Raw genomic sequence first — 17,564 nt, 5'->3', positions numbered from 1 at the left:
TTACTTTGCTTTCTCTAACTTAAACCTTACTGCCTTTTCCTTCCCTCTTTTGCTGGTTTAACAGGGTTATCATCATTCTTATAAATGGAACTGCTTGGGAATTCTTTTCCACCTTGGATTCTATCCAATCGATTTCATTACTCAATAAGTTAATTAAGTAATATACCGCCTTTTTATGAGAATTAGGTGTTATATACATGAAAATTGTTTGTACTTTATCCAGCTGAATAGGAGGTAATTGTGATTCAAGACTTTTTAATCCTAATTGAGCTTTTTCAGGTCTATATCTATGTAACAACACTTTAGATAGGTTGACCATAACGTGTTGCAACATCTCCACAGCCCATAAGTCATTTCTCCTTTGTTTTGCCTTATTATATTGAAATAGATACCAAGCAACATCATAAGCACAACCACTAAACTCCTCTACGGAAAGAAGCAAATTTTGAGTGGATTGAAATTTAGTTAGTCTTCCTTCTGGATCATATAACACATGGAAAAAATCCTTTTCTTTGAAACTCTTTTCTGTAACAGTAAATAAATCTACATGAAGGAGATTGTCAAAAACTGCTATTATTTGAGGTGCAATGATAAAAAAATCTTCATAAAACAATATCTTTCTATAAGACTCTAAATGCATTAATCGTTGTGTCAAAAATTTCTCTTCATCTTCTTCGTCTACCAAGCAGTAAAGGTCAACATCCGAATATTCATCATATTCCCCTCTTCCCATTGAGCCTTTTAAGAAGATTGCCTTTACAAGTTTATCCTTCATTAAACTATGTGAAATGGCCTTAACAGCATCTTCCTGCTTCATCATTACCCTCCTAACCTAAAAATAAATATTACGCCATTATATTCCATTTATTTAGAATAATCAATAGCTAATTCTCTTAGAAAGGAACTTAGTTTTACAAAACTCTCACCAACGTAATTCTACCTTTTTCATCCTATTGTTCTCCACTTTAAACTTTCCCTCCCACTCCCACATGCTATTTCAGTATATTAACCATAAAAAAGAACCGAGATAACGTACCATCGATACGCTCCCGATTCTAATTGGAGTATTACATAAAGCCCGATACATACCTGCCTCCACTTCCCCTTCTTTGTAAAACTTACTTACATCTTTGAAAGGGAAAAAATAAGAGTTGCACCTTTAAAATAGGTGTAATAATAGGTGTAACATTAACTTATAGGGTAAATTTATCTAAAACGATTAAAAAGTTAAACATGAATTTTCAAGCTCTTTTAAACATACTATTAGTCTATTTTTAATAATGTCTTCATCACCCATTTGCTGTAAAGTCTTATAACCTATATCTTTCTCGTTCAAAACTTCGAGATGTTCATAAGTTTCTAATAAAATCCATAAGATATATTCGCTCATTATCCACTTAGTCAAACTCACATTATTTCCTGTATAACCTTTTATAAATCCATCTGCAATTTCTCTCATTTTATTCGCATTTTGACTATAGGAACTACTCCGATATCTTGGTGCATTAGAATAAGCAGGAAGGAGGAATTTATAACAAAAAACAAAATAGCCCGCATATTTTAAATCGAAATCTAACCTTGGAAATGGATCAATTATCGAAACATTATCTAAATTAAGTATTATATTTTCTGGTGTTACATCTTGATTAACTAATGAAATTCGTTGCTGATTCCTGCGTCGTTGTCCGATTATGTTTAAAATCTTATCCGCAACAATTTCAGTATCAAAGTTTAAATTAGTAGAAATTAATTTCTTTAATACATTTATGTAAAAGTCGTTATCATCTTGCCAAATTTGGTTAGCTTCCTTTTGTATTTCCCCTTCAAGATGTATCCCACACCATTTTAAAGTACCAAATCCTTTTATATCGTGGGGATTACTGTGCATAACACTAAAAAAGTCTCCTAATTTTTCTCCAACCGAAAAGGCTTCGGTATGATTTAAACTTTGAAGTGTATTTCCTTTCCCCATAAAACTTTCTATAGTAAATACTAATGATTCATCTAAATAGTAATCAAAAAATGTAGGACAAATGTTAAAGTAACACTTATTAGCATACTGGTAATAAACTTTTGTAGATTCATATTCAGAAATCAAATCATTCTCTTTATATTCTTGTAAATGCCCATATGCCACCTTCTTCTTAATTCTTATTACAATGTCCTCTTCAAATTCCCTTTCTATTTTATATACATTATGCCAAGCACCTTCACCAATTTTGGAAATTTGTTTGTTCTGTATATTTTTTAAATCCAATTTTTGGATAGCCTTAGTAAGATAATCACATTTCATTGCTAAAATTTCCCCTCTAATATCTGTACACTTTATACAAGCGTCTTAGACATAAATGTTAGTATAAACCCAAATCTCATAATGACTTAGAGCATTTTCTATTATATTTTCGTATTGGTTGGACAAAGGCCTCTCCCCCTCAATTACTTGTTTTGGTAATATAACTATCTTTTTGGTTTAAGCACACAAACCTTACTAAAGAAAGAAAGGTAGTCATATAAGTTGTCAAGGTCTTTCTTTAATAATCAAATTTAAAATAGCTTGCTTCCTTCGTTTATCAATTTGTTGCAACAGTTGTTCATTCCGTTCAAATAAAGGCCTGAAACTATCTGATACATCAACACTCATTGGTCTCCAAGATGGATTTTTTCGTGGACTGCGTCTAATTCCAGCTTTCGTCAACTTTCTATCTCCCCTCTATGAAAATAATCTCTACACTACCTTTTTAATTAATGCCCCTATTAATGATATTGTCGTTTTGCTTCATTACCTGCTCGGTATGTGGATCTACGCCAACTTCACCAAACCTTACTCTCGGTTCTTTAGTCACTATTTTTAATCGCTTGCTTTTACCCGATTCACTTTTATCTTTCGCTATTAGATTTTTACGTTCATCCAAAGTTTCTCTCAGCATTGATTCAATTTGTTCTAACTTAGCATTCGTTTCATTTTGATGCGAGGATACCTCTTCATTGAGTTCTTCTATGCCATCCAAAATTAGATCCAACTTTTTCTCTATATCACTCATAATTAAACCTCGCTTTCCAAAACTTCAATTATTCATTAAATAATAACATAATTATCCATTTATGGCGGATTTAGTTCTTGTTTCAAATTTTTAAAACTATTAAATCGAGAAATTGATGATTCTGAACATTTTGCGGAAGAGCCTACACCTTCTATATATTTAAACCATAAATCGGTTAGCGGACAATCCCTAAAAAAGACCAGATAGTTATTGTTTTCCACTGGTCTTTTAGGGTCAACTTTATGACTTAATGTACAGTTGAACCTCATGCCCTTCTACTTTGAAACTTATCATATCTGGTTTACTTTCAAAATGAACTGCATTTATTATTAGGTTTTTTTGCACTAATTCATCAAATTTAATCAATACTTCTTGAAGCTGTAAATCAGTCTGAACAAAAAGATCTACTCGTAATTCAACTGGAAGATTTAATTCCTTCCGATATGTCTGAACAGCCCGAACAAATTCCCTTACTAATCCTTCTTCTTTTAATTCTTGCGTCAAATTAGTATCTAATAGAGCTATGAATTTACTCCCTTCCAGCAATTCAAAACCATTTTTTCCTTTTTTCTCAATAAGTATGTCATCCGAATTAAGAGTGATAGTTTCCCCTGAATTTAATAATAACTGTATTTCTCTATTTTCAAGAAATTTTCCCTTCTCGTAATCGTCTAACACATCAACTTTATTTTTAACTTCGCCTACTGTTTTGCCTACCTTTGGCCCAACTACTGAGAAATTCAATTTGAAATCAACCTGTAACAAATCTTGATAATCATTCTTAAAAATTACTTCTTTTATATTCATTTCATCTTTTATAATAGATACATACTTTTGCAACTGAGATAGAGTGGTTTCTTCTGTCGGGACTACAACCAATTGAGCTAATGGTTGTTTGGTTTTTATTCCAACTTTATTTCTAAGGGATCTTGTTAGCTCTATTATTTGTAAGACAACATCCATATTCTTTTCTAATTGTTTATTAATTTGCGTTTCATCTGGTTGAGGGTAATCAGATACATGCACACTATCTTTCACTAAATTTGAGTATATATCTTCTGTAACAAAAGGTGTATAAGGAGCCATTAGTTGCGTGAGCTTCTTTAAGACCTCAAATAAGGTGCTAAATGCCGATCTTTTATCATCAGTCATACCACTACTCCAAAACCTTTGTCTGGAACGTCTTACATACCAATTACTAAGTTCATCAACAAACGTTGCAATGGATCTTGCCCCTTTTGTTACATCATAATCATCTAAACTTTGGACAACTTCCCTAATAACAGTATTTAATCTTGAAAGAACCCATTTATCGAGAGTTGTTCGAGTTCCACCCATGTCACTATCTGGATTAAATTGATCAATTTCTGCATACATGGAGTAAAAAGAATAAACGTTTAAAAGTGTATCAATTACTTTAGACTTAGCATGACTAACAGTCTTTTTGGAAAAGCGTTTATTATTCCATGGTGAACTGTCAGCTAACAACGCCCATCTTAAAGAATCAGCACCAAACTCATTAATTAGCTCAGTAGGGTTCAAGGCATTACCCTTACTTTTTGACATCTTTTGTCCATTTTCATCTAAAATATGTCCTAAAGAAAGGACACGTTTATAAGGTGATTGTCCTGTAAACAGAGTAGAAACCGCCAATAAGCTGTAGAACCATCCTCTTGTTTGGTCAACACCCTCAATTACTACATCAGCAGGAAATTGCTTTTTAAACATATCTTTATTTTCAAATGGATAATGATATTGAGCAAATGGCATGGAGCCACTATCAAACCATACATCAATAACTTCGCTTGTTCTAACCATTGTACCGCCACAAGAGCAAGTTAGATGTACTTTATCTACGTATGGTTTATGCAACTCTATATCTTCTGGCAATTCTTCTATAGAAAGCTCTCTTAATTCTTTAACAGAATGCGGGGCTTTTTCTTTACTGCAATCTTGACAAACCCAAACGTTTAGCGGAGTTCCCCCAATATCTGTTTCTTCCAATATTCCAGTCCACCATGTTATCCAAAAAGTTTCCAAACCTTCCATCCTTCATGTGAGAAGGAAACCACTCGACCCCTTGGTTATTTGATTGCATGTTTTCCTTAACTGCTGTTGTCTTAATAAACCAACCCTCCATGGCATAGTAAAGAAGAGGACTGTCGCATCTCCAACAATGGGGATAACTATGTTCATACTTTTGCTTATCGAATAAAAGGTTTTGCTTCGATAGCATTTTGATAATTTCTACGTCACAATCTTTTACAAATTGTCCTGCAAGTGGGGCTACATATTCCTTATAACGACCTTTGGAATCAACAACATTTACATAATCAAATTGGTTATCCTTAATTGCCTTGTAATCATCTTCTCCATGGGCAGGTGCTATATGCACAATACCAGTTCCACTTGTATCAGTAACAAAATCTGCACCGAGAACTTTATGTCCATTGGTTACTGCGACATAATTAAAAGGCGGTTCGTAAGAGAGACCAATTAAATCTTTTCCTTTCATAACTTCCAAAATCTCATAATCCTCCCTCATAACAATGGAAGCCAAAGACTCTGCAAGAACAAATATTTCTGACCCTTGTCTAACTCGTACATAATTCATATTAGGATTTACAGCAACAGCAACATTACCTGGTAATGTCCATGGTGTCGTTGTCCAACCTAAAAGATATTCATTTGAAGTTCCCTTTAATCGAAATTTGGCTGTAACGGATAAATCAGAAACATCTTTATACCCTTGTGCAACTTCGTGAGAACTAAGTGAAGTCTCGCAATGTGGACAATAAGGTACAACCCTGTGTCCTTTATATAAATAACCCTTTTCATGTATAGTGGATAGGATATTCCAGACAGACTCAATATACTCGTTGTTTAAGGTTACATAAGGATCTTCCATATCTACCCAATAACCAAGAGCCTCAGTAAATTGTTTCCATTCATTTTCATAGGCAAAGACACTTTCTTTACATTTCTGAATAAAATTTTCTATTCCGTACTCCTCAATTTGATCCTTACCACGAATATTCAATTGTTTTTCAACTTCTAATTCCACAGGTAAGCCATGTGTATCCCAACCCGCTTTTCTTAAAACCTGATAACCAGACATTGTTTTGTACCTCGCTACAAAGTCCTTGATTGTTCTCCCAAGGGCATGACCTGCATGTGGCAATCCATTTGCAGTTGGAGGCCCTTCATAAAAAACATAGGTCTCCCTTCCTTCTCGGTTAGATATAGAACGTTCGAACGTTCCATCCTTTTCCCATTTTTCACGAACCCTTAATTCCCTTTCTACACTGGACTCCTTCAACATTATCACCTCATTATAATTAAAAAAACTCGACCCTACATACGTAGAATCGAGTTTATATATAAATATATAATCTTCCTTTAACAAAATAAAAAAACCATAGTAGTGGTTTTTATCAGTTCATTACACTACGTACTATCATACGTGTTCTGGATATCGGTAGAATGCCGTCAAAGTTTAAAAGCCCTTTCAACTTTGCTTCTCGGAGAGGATTTTCATTATGGTCTTAACATTGACTTCCAGCAAATCGTCAACTCTCTGTAGATAAGATAAACATAACTACTCTTTCTCGTCATCAAATTATTTATTAAATTATATAAATGATAACTAACAGTGATTTAAAAGTCAACTTACAATTTTACATTAATTAGCAATCCTTTCCTATTTACCCTATCCCTTATCTTCTACTATATGCCTTTGGAACTAAGTTTTACAAAACCCCTCCCTCCCCCGCAACACCCTCTCCCACTTGCCCTCACGCCCTTTTCTCCCCCTAAATATCCCCTTTCAATTTAACTAAGTTTTACAAAGAAAACCGCTATTTCTTACAGAAATCAGGCGAAAAACATGCGATGAAATATTGAAAAATGGAACTCGGTTTTACAAAACAGAATAGAAATTAAGGAGGCAATAGAGATAAGGTTTAAGGATTAACAGGGGATTTTCTTGCGTTTTCCCACGCTTTTCTTCACGCTTTTTTCTCCTGCTTGGATGGCTTTAATCCCTTACGTCATCTATCTTTCCAGGCTTTCACCCAATAAAAAAAGAACCGAGAAGGCGTACCAACGGTACGCTCCCGATTCTGATTAGAGTGATACATAAGAACCGATACATAAGTGCCTCCGCTTTCCCTTCTTTGTAAAACTTACTTACATCTTGTAAGAAGAGTTACATTTTTGAAAAGAAGAGTTGCGGGGAGACACCCGCACTCTCATTCACGTTATTCCTTATTCAACCGTAACACTTTTCGCCAAATTCCGTGGTTTATCTACGTCGCAATCACGATGCAGGGCTGCATAGTAAGCAATTAACTGCATAGGGACTACCGAAGCCAGTGGTGTCAGCAGTTCATGCACTTTTGGTACCACAAATGTATCGTTTTCCTCATCTAAGCCTTCCATACTGATTATACAGGCATTGGCTCCACGAGCAACAACCTCCTGCACATTGGCACGGATGGAGTAATTCACATTTTCCTGAGTGGCAATAGCGATTACTGGTGTTCCTTCTTCAATTAAAGCAATGGTTCCATGCTTTAATTCACCACCAGCAAAGCCTTCTGCCTGAATATAGGAGATTTCTTTAAGCTTTAGTGCTCCTTCCTGACCGACAAAATAATCAATGCCACGGCCAATGAAGAAAGCATTTCGTGTTGTCTCTAAAAATTCCGAGACAATCTTTTCAATTTCTTCCTTCTGATCACACAGGGTTTCCATAGCAGAGGAAACAATTGCAAGCTCCTGCAGTGGATCGAAATCAAGGTCAATCCCTTTTGCTTTAGCTGTATCCACAGCAAGGATGGCTAACACAGAAATTTGCGCTGTGTATGCTTTGGTAGAAGCAACTGCAATTTCCGGCCCTGCATGAAGATGAAGGGTATAATCCGCTTCACGAGAAAGGGTAGATCCCGGAACATTCGTAATCGTAAGGGCTGGATGACCCATCTCTTTAATCTGAACAAGTACAGAACGACTGTCCGCTGTTTCCCCACTTTGGGAAATAAAGATGAACAGTGGTTTTTCACTTAGTAAAGGCATGTTATAGGAAAACTCACTGGCTACATGAACCTCAACAGGAACATTGGCCAGCTTTTCAATCATCTGCTTTCCAACAAGTCCTGCGTGGTAACTTGTTCCTGCAGCAATAATATAGACACGATCTGTATCCAGCATAGCCTGACGAATGTCAGAATCTAATTTAATCTCATCCTGTTCATCACGATATTCCTGAACAATTTTACGGATGACAGTTGGCTGTTCGTCAATTTCTTTAAGCATAAAGTGTGGGTAGGTACCCTTTTCAATATCACTGGCATCAATTTCAGCTGTAAACGGTTCTCTTTCAATTTCATGACCATCCAGATCCTGAATGGTTACCTGATCACGTCTTACCATGACTGCCTCTTTATCCATAAGCTCTACAAAACGATCTGTTACCTGAAGCATGGCTAAAGAGTCACTGGATACAACGTTAAAGCCATCCTCGCCCAGGCCAACTAAAAGCGGGCTTTTGTTTTTCGCTACATAGATTTGGTCTGGATCCTGTTCATCCATTAAAGCAATTGCGTAAGACCCATCAAGTAAACGTACCGCTTCACGGAACGCTTTTTCCACATCGTTATATTGTTCACTGAGCTTTTCAACCAGTTGAACGATAACCTCTGTATCTGTCTCACTCTTTAATTGAACATCCTTCAAGTATTCATCGCGTAAAGCTGTATAGTTTTCGATGACGCCGTTATGCACAAGGGTAAAGCGGCCAGACGCACTTTGATGTGGATGAGCATTTTCCACACTTGGCGCTCCGTGTGTGGCCCATCGTGTATGGCCGATTCCCATCGTTGCATGAACGTTTTCATCTACTTCCTCGCGTAAAGCTGCAATTCTCCCTTTCACTTTAAAAAGGTGAACTCCGTTATTATTCAGAACTGAAATACCAGCTGAGTCATAGCCACGGTACTCAAGTTTTTGCAATCCATTTAACAGAATTTCCTTTGTATCCTGCTGTCCGATATATCCTACAATTCCACACATATTTGTTTCCTCCCTTTTAAGAAAGAGGCAAACAAAGTACTATTTTAACAATAGGGGCGATGTTTGCCCCCTTCTCGTGTTAAGTTAACGTCCGCTCATCTTGTTTTAAACGTTTGTGCAAAGAGTCACCTCTTTGTTTTTCGTTTAAAACGTACGGTTGAGATGATGGCAACCGGGAGGCATCCGCCGAAATCTCGATGAACCTCCTCCTCGTCAACTATTTCCTCCCTTGGGATAAGGAATATGATCTAATTTTCCTTAGTGTGCTCCAGTAAAATCAATACAATCCCTGCTCCCTAATTGGAAATAGTCCTGGCGCTTTTTAAAGAAATGATAAACTGCAATCCTCCTTTTCCATTCCTGAATGCTATCTTTGATTTTTGGTTAAAAAATAAAGATCACTAATATTTTATCGAAAAAGAAAAGTATGCGTCAATATAATTTTTATATAAAGGCCTCTACACAATCACTAATAAAATATGCGCAGGTACCCTTTTTTGTGATACCTGCGCATATCCTACTCTTCCTTCATTCCTAATTGCTGCTGAACAACGGCTGATACTTGGTCCACATACCTTTCACAATCTTCCCGTGTCGGTGCTTCCACCATAACACGAACAAGCGGCTCGGTACCTGATGGACGAACAAGTACACGACCGTCGTTTCCAAGAATGTCCTCCACCTTTTGAATTTCTTCCTGAATGCGCTGATTGGTATGGATCTGATGTTTATCAACCACTTTTATATTTTTTAGTTCCTGTGGAAATTTCTCCATTTCCGCCGCTAATTCTGATAAAGGCTTCCCGGTATCCTTCATCACATTTACTAATTGCAGGGCAGAAAGCATTCCATCACCAGTTGTCGTATAATCAAGAAAAATGATATGACCTGATTGCTCACCGCCAAGATTGTAATCATTCTTCCTCATTTCTTCCATTACGTAACGGTCACCCACGGCTGTTTTCACACTGGAAATATCATGGTTCTCTAACGCTTTATAAAGTCCTATATTGCTCATTACTGTAGAGACTACCGTATTCTGCTTAAGACGTCCTGTTTCCATTAAGTATTTTCCGCATATATACATAATTTTGTCGCCATCGATAATATTTCCCTTTTCATCAATTGCAATAAGTCTGTCTCCATCTCCGTCGAAGGCTAGACCCACATCTGCTTCCTTTTCCAGAACAACCTCCCGTAATGCTTCAGGATGGGTGGAACCTACTTTATCATTGATATTTAATCCATCTGGTGAGGTTCCAATCGTTGTAATGTCAGCTTCAAGGTCCGCAAATAAGTGAGGAGCAAGAGAGGATGTCGCACCATGTGCACAATCCAGAGCTATATGCATATCCTCAAAATCAAAGTCTATGGTTTGTTTCAAATACTGAAGATACTTTTGACCGCCTTCAAAATAATCATTCACCTGTCCGATTTCAGCACCAATAGGTCGTGGCAGATCATCCTCCTCACGGTCCATGAGTTCTTCAATTTCAGCTTCCTGCTCATCAGTCAGCTTAAACCCATCAGGTCCAAAAAATTTAATTCCGTTATCCTCAACAGGATTATGGGAAGCGGAGATCATTACTCCCGCATGTGCTTCTATCGCTTTTGATAAATAGGCAACTCCAGGAGTCGAGATTACGCCAATACGCATCACTTCAGCTCCAATAGACATCAAACCGGCTATAAGAGCTCCTTCCAGCATATGACCGGAGATACGGGTGTCACGGCCAATTAACACCTTTGGCTGACTATCGCTCATTTTTGTTAATACATATCCGCCATAGCGGCCAACTTTAAAAGCCAGCTCTGGTGTTAAGTCTTTATTTGCTATGCCTCTGACACCATCCGTACCAAAATACTTTCCCATTTATAATCGCTCCTTCGTCCTTATTTCAAAGCGCAAAGGCATGGTTAGCCCAAGCATGAGACCATTTGTTCTAAACTTAAGGCTATGTCCTTTATGCGCAAGGCTTTTTCATTTTATCCTGCTAGTTCTTACATTCTATTTATTCAATTCGAACTCGTGCATAATTGAAATTTGCTGTGTAATCAAAGCCTTCAGGACCATTAATTTGGATTTCAGCGTCAAATTCACCTTCATAATAACCCTGTACATCGATCGTAGCAGTAAAGTCCTCCGCTGTAATTTCCTGAAGCTGCTTCTCGGTACCCATTACCGTAACTGTGATTGCCTGGTTTTCAGGCTCAATAAACGTAATATCACGGCCTTCTTCCAAACCATTTACCTGAACAGGTATGTCCTCCAGTATTTTTTCAACGGTTTCTTCAACGTCGATTTGGGCTTGTACAGTGGACGGTTCCACTCTTGTTAACCCTGATGGCAGCGGAACATCTATTTCAACCGAGCCATCCTTCTCAAAGGATGACAGGTCCACCGTTAAGTTTGAAATCTCTTTTACATCTTTCAGGAGAGATTCCTGTCCAAAAACAGTGACTGTTTCAGGTTTGGTTGATATGGATTGTAAGCTTAATCCATTCGGAAGTTCTCCTTTTGTCTGTACGGATAATGGGACCTCTTTTTGTCCCCCTTCAACCGGAATATCAACTTGTACAGTTGATGGGTCTACAAAAACGTTTAATTCGTTCCCCTGCTCATCATAGACTTTTACAGGGGCGTTATCAACACTAATTTTTTCCCCATCTATTTTATTCAGGTCAACAATGGCTTTTACCATCGCTATTTTATCAACCTCGGATTTCCCTCCCGTTACTTCTACAGTTTCCGGGTCAACGGAAGGATCACCTAAAATCATTCCTTCATTTAACTGATCCTGATTAAGGATATCTACTTCTGCATTAAATTCTTTTGTTGCTCTTTCTTCAATGACCACCTCAATGGTCTGAGGTTCAATATTAACCGATAAATTATTTGAAAATCCCTGATGCTGAACCCTCACATCATGTTTACCAGGCTCAAGCTTTTCCAAATCAACGAATACATTAAAAGCCCTTACTCTTTCTGTTGTCGTTACGATACCTCCCGATCCCTCAATCGAAACATTAACGGTTTGAGGAACCCCTCGTACAACATATTTTTCCTCATCCATCCGAACCTGTAAAGGAATATTACTCATCGTTGCTGTTTCACTGGAGCTCTTTGGAAGCAATGCACTCGCTTCATTATCGCTCAAACTTACAGATACATATAAACCTATAGCCAGAAGTAATGAAATGATTCGAATAAACCAAGGGGACTTTAGCCACTTATCCATTCTTCTTCCCCCTCCAGTTCCAGCTTTTTGATGTCTGAGCAAACTCAGGGTTTAATTCGCTCGTCAAAATTTCCCTTAATGCATTTTCTTCTAAATCACGATGCAATTCTCCGTTTTTGGTACAGGAAATGGCTCCTGTTTCTTCAGATACAATAATAGTTAATGCATCGGTTACTTCGCTGATCCCTAATGCTGCACGATGGCGCGTTCCCAGCTCCTTGGAAATAAAGGGGCTTTCGGACAACGGAAGATAACATGCAGCTGCTATCACTTCATTTCTTTTAATTATAACAGCACCGTCATGTAATGGGGTATTCGGAATAAAAATATTCGTCAAAAGTTCGCTCGTCAGATTTGCATTAATTTTAATCCCGGTTTCCACATAATCACTCATACCGGTTTCTCTTTCAATGGATATAAGAGCACCGATTCGACGCTTCCCCATATATTTACAGGATTTAATGATTGCCTCTATCGACTCCTTCATTTCCTCTTCCTCAGAATGCGTGTTTCTTGAGAAGAACTTTCCTCGACCCAATTGTTCCAAAGCTCTTCTTAATTCTGGCTGGAAGAGAATAATGATGGCGAGAGGACCAAACATCATGGTTTGCCACATTAGCCATTGAACCGTCTGCAACCCTAAAAGGGAGCTGCCAAAAAAAATGGCTAAGATGACAAATATTCCTTTTAACAGCTGAACAGCCTTCGTTCCCTGAATCAGCATAAATAGTTTATATAAAACGAACCATACGAGGGTGACATCCACAACAATTCGTAAAAGTTCTACGAAATTAAATCCCCCATCAAGCATGCGCACACTTCCTTCTACCGTTGTTTTTCATTGTGACGAAGTAAAACATCATTCGACAAATCACCATCACTATGTAGTTAAATCCTGAACTTCCCTTATTATACCATATTTCCCTATAGCCATAACCCTTTAAACCTCAAAGTGAACAATCTTAGAACAAAGGATACACGACAAAAACTGTGTGGGTCGTTGTTGACTTATTGTACAGATGCAGGAAGTCTCGTTGAGTGCTGGAGCCGGACGTGATCTCCCCTGATTTCCTGTCCGCTCCTCTGCCATTTGACTATTTTCTATACCACGTGAAAAATGACCGCTTGATTAGCGGCCATTTTTTTATGGAAGTCCAAGTTAATAGCTTCTTGTCGTTAAAAGGGGATAATATCACCAGAAACCTCTTTTAAATGGTACCAGACCCATTCAAAAACCTGATTCACTTCCTCAATCTGACCTGTCACTTCTCCAGCCGAAGCCCGTAAAGCATTTCTATTTTTTACTTTCCCATTGATCAGTACAAGATTGCCCTGCAGTTTTCCTTCAATTTGAACATCTCCATTTTTCACAACCAGGTCTCCACTGATTGTCCGGCCTTCCGGGATAATAACCGTATCATCTTCAATAACAATCCCTTCCTGCTTTGAAACCGTCAATTGTCCATCCTGGCTCCACTGGGTTACAACACTGGAAAACATCAGAATAAAAAAGATAGCAGCGGCGGTAAAAATCGGGTGCGCCTTCAGCCATTTTCTGTAACTTACAGATTTCTTCTCCCTTGGAAGTTTATTCATGACCTGTTGCACAAAGTCATCGGGAGCTTGCACATGAGAAGGACTCTCAAGCAGTGCTTCCGTTCGCTTTAATTCATGAAAGTGTGATTGACAGGACTTACATTGCATCAAATGCTGTTTTAGCTCATCCTCTTCGTCCTTCAGAATTTCATGATCCAGATATTTATGCATTAACTCAATATAGCGCTTTGAACAGCTCAAGGTATCACCCCTTTACAAATCGCGAAGCTTTTTCCGCAAAGCTTCTCTTCCCCGATGTATTCGAGTTTTAACTGTACCCATCGGCATCTCCAGTGCTTCACTAATTTCCTGCAGCGATAAATCATCGACATAGCGAAGAGAAATAACCGATCGATATTTTTCAGGTAAGGATAAAATTTGTTTTTGAATGTAATCATTAAGCTCCATACTCTCTACTTTTTCCTCTGGTAAGGGTTCATCCATAGAAAGCTGTGAATACATCGTTAATCCTTCTGTTCCTTTAACCTCGGCATCTAAATAATAATCAGGTTTCTTTTTTCGTATTCGATCAATCGATAAATTTGTTGCAATTCGATATAACCAGGTGGAAAATTTACGTTTTTCGTCAAAGGAGTGGATGTTTGTATAAGCTCTCACAAAAGCCTCCTGGGCAATATCTTCTGCTTCATGTAAATTTCCGAGCATTCGATAGCATATCTGAATAACTTTATTTTGGTAAAAGTTAACGATATCTTCAAATGCGGATTGATCTCCCTTTTTAACCTGTCGAATTTTTTGTTTAATTATCGTTTCCATCCCTGTACCTCCGCTAGATCTGCGGGTTCTCTATATGTACGAACACCAGACAAATCAGGTTTCATTTTTATAAAATTTTTTATCATGTTGTTCGTTTTATCCATTGGAAGTGATTTATATAAAGTGAAACTTCCATCAGTGGGGCTTTTCTTCATCCCCCACTGATGGTTAGTTGAACTTATTAGGAATTTACTGGCCATTTATCCCCCCACTTAGTACTGTTGGGGTACCCTCAAGACCTGAAGTGGGGGTATTATGGCCAGTTAATGCGTGATAAAAATTCAGCAACCTGTGCAAAGACAAGTTGCTGACGTTTGTTATACAGCTATAATTATAACAATTTTTCCCCAAACAGAGAACCCATTAAATCAACGGCGACAGAGGCTGTTTTATTTTTTTCGTCTAATATTGGGTTCACCTCCACAAATTCTGCTGAGGTAATAATATTTGCTTCCGAGAGCATTTCCATGGCTAAGTGACTTTCTCTAAAGCTTAGCCCGCCTACAACAGGCGTCCCTACTCCCGGTGCATCCTGTGGATCTAATCCATCCAAATCCAGACTTAAATGAACCTGATCTGTTCGCTCCTTCAAATACTCAATTGTATCATTCATTACTTGAGTCATACCCAGCCGATCTACTTCATGCATGGTGTACACCTTTATTCCTTTATCCTTTATGAGCTTCTTTTCTCCTTCATCCAAAGATCTTGCTCCTACAATAACAATGTTTTCCGGACGTATTTTCGGAGCATACTTTCCGATTTGAGTCAGTTTTTCGTTTCCTATCCCTAAACTGACCGCAAGCGGCATTCCGTGAATATTTCCTGATGGGGACGTTTCTCCGGTATTTAAATCTCCATGGGCATCATACCAGATGACTCCGAGGTTTTCTGCATGCTTGGCGATCCCTGCAAGGGTACCAATAGCGATACTATGGTCACCTCCCAAAACTAAAGGAAAATGACCTCTTGCTGCTGTTTCGTCCACAACCTTGGTTAGACGGATATTTCCTTCCGATACTTCATCTAAATTTTTCAGCCCCTTATCATCAGGACGGTTTCCCGGATTAGGAATATCAATATCTCCTAAGTCTTCTATCATATAATTCAACTTTTCGAGACGATCCATTACCCCTGCATACCTGATGGCACTGGGACCCATATCAACCCCACGGCGATTCTGGCCCAAATCCATCGGTACTCCAATTAATGATATATATTTGTTCATACTTCTCCCCCTCCTCAGTTATCACTATTTTAGATACAAAGGAGACGATGTTTCAACCTGACAAAATTATGTATATATATACGGTGAGAAAAAAAGTGAAGGGCGGTTTAGATCAGATGGCTGTGAGGGAATATGATTGATGCTGACAGACGTTGGAGGCCTTTAGAAGTGTTGATGATTCCTGCATAATGAAGTGGTTTAATAACTAATGATTCACTGAGCGATACACCATTTTTACCTACCTGTTTCTAATTAATCTTCCTATTCCATATAGGATCTCCTGCTTGAATATAACTATTCTTTGGTAAACCAAAATTCTTTATAACGCTATTGTGTGTTATCGCAGGGTGATGGAGCAGGACGCGGCTTGCTGATTTCATATCCATAAATCAGTTATTTTATAATTTCGTACACAAAAAAACTGTCACGGAAAATTCGAGACAGTACACTGTTCAATATTTATATTCTGGTGGAGCCTAGCGGGATCGAACCGCTGACCTCCTGCGTGCAAAGCAGGCGCTCTCCCAGCTGAGCTAAGGCCCCTTAATATATAATCATTTCTTCTGGAGCGGAAGACGGGATTCGAACCCGCGACCCCCACCTTGGCAAGGTGGTGTTCTACCACTGAACTACTTCCGCAAAAAGAAAAATGAGCCATGGAGGATTCCGACGCCCCCCGGCTAGTCCTTGTTTCCTACCTTTATATCAATAGATAACAAGGGGAACCGCAGGTGAGAATCCAACCATAACTTCCTTGATGAGCCATGGAGGATTCGAACCTCCGACCCTCTGATTAAAAGTCAGATGCTCTACCAACTGAGCTAATGGCTCATGGCTGGGCCAGCTGGATTCGAACCAGCGCATCACGAGATCAAAACCCGTTGCCTTACCGCTTGGCTATGGCCCAAAATATGGTGGAGGGGACAGGATTCGAACCTGTGAACCCAAAGGGAGCGGATTTACAGTCCGCCGCGTTTAGCCAGACTTCGCTACCCCTCCATTGATAACAATAGAGTTTAAAATGGTGCCGGCCAGAGGACTTGAACCCCCAACCTACTGATTACAAGTCAGTTGCTCTACCAGTTGAGCTAGGCCGGCATATTTAAAGAGATATATGGTGGAGGATGGCGGGCTCGAACCACCGACCCCCTGCTTGTAAGGCAGGTGCTCTCCCAGCTGAGCTAATCCTCCGACAAAGGATAATGCCTGTTTTTTTCAGCATCCATCCTTATATTTACGATGACCCGTACGGGATTCGAACCCGTGATACCGCCGTGAAAGGGCGATGTCTTAACCACTTGACCAACGGGCCATTCAAAATAAAATTTATCCTTGAAAAGTTTCCAAAGAGCTTCCAGCCGGACTTGAACCGGCGACCTCTTCCTTACCATGGAAGCGCTCTACCGACTGAGCTATGGAAGCATTATGGCTCCACCGGTAGGATTCGAACCTACGACCGATCGGTTAACAGCCGATTGCTCTACCTCTGAGCTACGGTGGAATTGTTTTAATTGGCCCAGCAGCGTCCTACTCTCGCAGGGGAAGAACCCCAACTACCATCGGCGCTGGAGAGCTTAACTACTGTGTTCGGAATGGGAACAGGTGTGACCT

At 38.7% G+C, this 17,564-nt stretch carries 10 protein-coding genes, 10 tRNA genes, 1 rRNA gene and 1 pseudogene; all 22 read right to left on the bottom strand.

Annotated elements, in window-relative coordinates:
- Positions 1-19 precede the first annotated feature (19 nt).
- Positions 20-817 (bottom strand): nucleotidyltransferase domain-containing protein, encoded by a 798-nt coding sequence (locus ABD006_RS15025; protein ID WP_343842786.1) that lies wholly within the window; start codon positions 815-817, stop codon positions 20-22.
- A 402-nt stretch (positions 818-1,219) separates the two neighbouring features.
- Complete coding sequence (locus ABD006_RS15020) at positions 1,220-2,293, bottom strand: hypothetical protein (protein WP_343842783.1); 1,074 nt, start codon at positions 2,291-2,293, stop codon at positions 1,220-1,222.
- A gap of 445 nt (positions 2,294-2,738) precedes the next feature.
- Positions 2,739-3,041: a hypothetical protein gene (locus ABD006_RS15015; RefSeq protein ID WP_343842781.1), complete on the bottom strand. Its 303-nt coding sequence runs from the start codon at positions 3,039-3,041 to the stop codon at positions 2,739-2,741.
- Positions 3,042-3,281: 240 nt separating this feature from the next.
- A pseudogene (gene ileS / locus ABD006_RS15010) lies at positions 3,282-6,360 on the bottom strand (isoleucine--tRNA ligase).
- A 947-nt stretch (positions 6,361-7,307) separates the two neighbouring features.
- On the bottom strand, positions 7,308-9,113 hold the full coding sequence (gene glmS / locus ABD006_RS15005) for a glutamine--fructose-6-phosphate transaminase (isomerizing) (protein ID WP_343842778.1): 1,806 nt from the start codon (positions 9,111-9,113) through the stop codon (positions 7,308-7,310).
- Positions 9,114-9,630: 517 nt separating this feature from the next.
- On the bottom strand, positions 9,631-10,986 hold the full coding sequence (glmM, locus tag ABD006_RS15000) for a phosphoglucosamine mutase (RefSeq protein WP_343842775.1): 1,356 nt from the start codon (positions 10,984-10,986) through the stop codon (positions 9,631-9,633).
- A 139-nt stretch (positions 10,987-11,125) separates the two neighbouring features.
- Positions 11,126-12,352, bottom strand: coding sequence for a CdaR family protein (locus ABD006_RS14995; RefSeq protein ID WP_343842772.1), 1,227 nt, complete (start codon positions 12,350-12,352; stop codon positions 11,126-11,128).
- On the bottom strand, positions 12,345-13,163 hold the full coding sequence (gene cdaA / locus ABD006_RS14990; protein WP_343842769.1) for a diadenylate cyclase CdaA: 819 nt from the start codon (positions 13,161-13,163) through the stop codon (positions 12,345-12,347). Before cdaA ends, ABD006_RS14995 begins: the two co-directional genes overlap by 8 nt.
- Positions 13,164-13,528: 365 nt before the next feature.
- Positions 13,529-14,149: a zf-HC2 domain-containing protein gene (locus ABD006_RS14985; RefSeq protein ID WP_343842767.1), complete on the bottom strand. Its 621-nt coding sequence runs from the start codon at positions 14,147-14,149 to the stop codon at positions 13,529-13,531.
- A gap of 12 nt (positions 14,150-14,161) precedes the next feature.
- On the bottom strand, positions 14,162-14,725 hold the full coding sequence (sigW, locus tag ABD006_RS14980; RefSeq protein ID WP_343842764.1) for an RNA polymerase sigma factor SigW: 564 nt from the start codon (positions 14,723-14,725) through the stop codon (positions 14,162-14,164).
- 331 nt (positions 14,726-15,056) lie between these two features.
- Complete coding sequence (gene rocF / locus ABD006_RS14975; RefSeq protein WP_343842761.1) at positions 15,057-15,953, bottom strand: arginase; 897 nt, start codon at positions 15,951-15,953, stop codon at positions 15,057-15,059.
- A 467-nt stretch (positions 15,954-16,420) separates the two neighbouring features.
- A tRNA-Ala gene (locus ABD006_RS14970) sits at positions 16,421-16,496 on the bottom strand.
- Positions 16,497-16,517: 21 nt separating this feature from the next.
- A tRNA-Gly gene (locus ABD006_RS14965) sits at positions 16,518-16,592 on the bottom strand.
- 119 nt (positions 16,593-16,711) lie between these two features.
- Positions 16,712-16,784: transfer RNA gene (locus ABD006_RS14960), tRNA-Lys, on the bottom strand.
- Between the two features lies 1 nt (position 16,785).
- A tRNA-Gln gene (locus ABD006_RS14955) sits at positions 16,786-16,860 on the bottom strand.
- A 5-nt stretch (positions 16,861-16,865) separates the two neighbouring features.
- Positions 16,866-16,952 (bottom strand) — tRNA-Tyr (locus ABD006_RS14950).
- A 23-nt stretch (positions 16,953-16,975) separates the two neighbouring features.
- Positions 16,976-17,051, bottom strand: a tRNA-Thr gene (locus tag ABD006_RS14945).
- Positions 17,052-17,068: 17 nt separating this feature from the next.
- Positions 17,069-17,144, bottom strand: a tRNA-Val gene (locus ABD006_RS14940).
- Between the two features lie 49 nt (positions 17,145-17,193).
- A tRNA-Glu gene (locus ABD006_RS14935) sits at positions 17,194-17,265 on the bottom strand.
- Positions 17,266-17,302: 37 nt separating this feature from the next.
- Positions 17,303-17,375, bottom strand: a tRNA-Thr gene (locus ABD006_RS14930).
- A gap of 4 nt (positions 17,376-17,379) precedes the next feature.
- Positions 17,380-17,454, bottom strand: a tRNA-Asn gene (locus tag ABD006_RS14925).
- A 13-nt stretch (positions 17,455-17,467) separates the two neighbouring features.
- A 5S ribosomal RNA gene (gene rrf, locus ABD006_RS14920) occupies positions 17,468-17,564 on the bottom strand; the annotation flags it as partial.

This window comes from Salinibacillus aidingensis, from assembly GCF_039522525.1.
In the GTDB taxonomy this organism is placed as follows: domain Bacteria; phylum Bacillota; class Bacilli; order Bacillales; family Alkalibacillaceae; genus Salinibacillus; species Salinibacillus aidingensis.
This window is presented reverse-complemented; position numbering and strand designations above follow the sequence as displayed.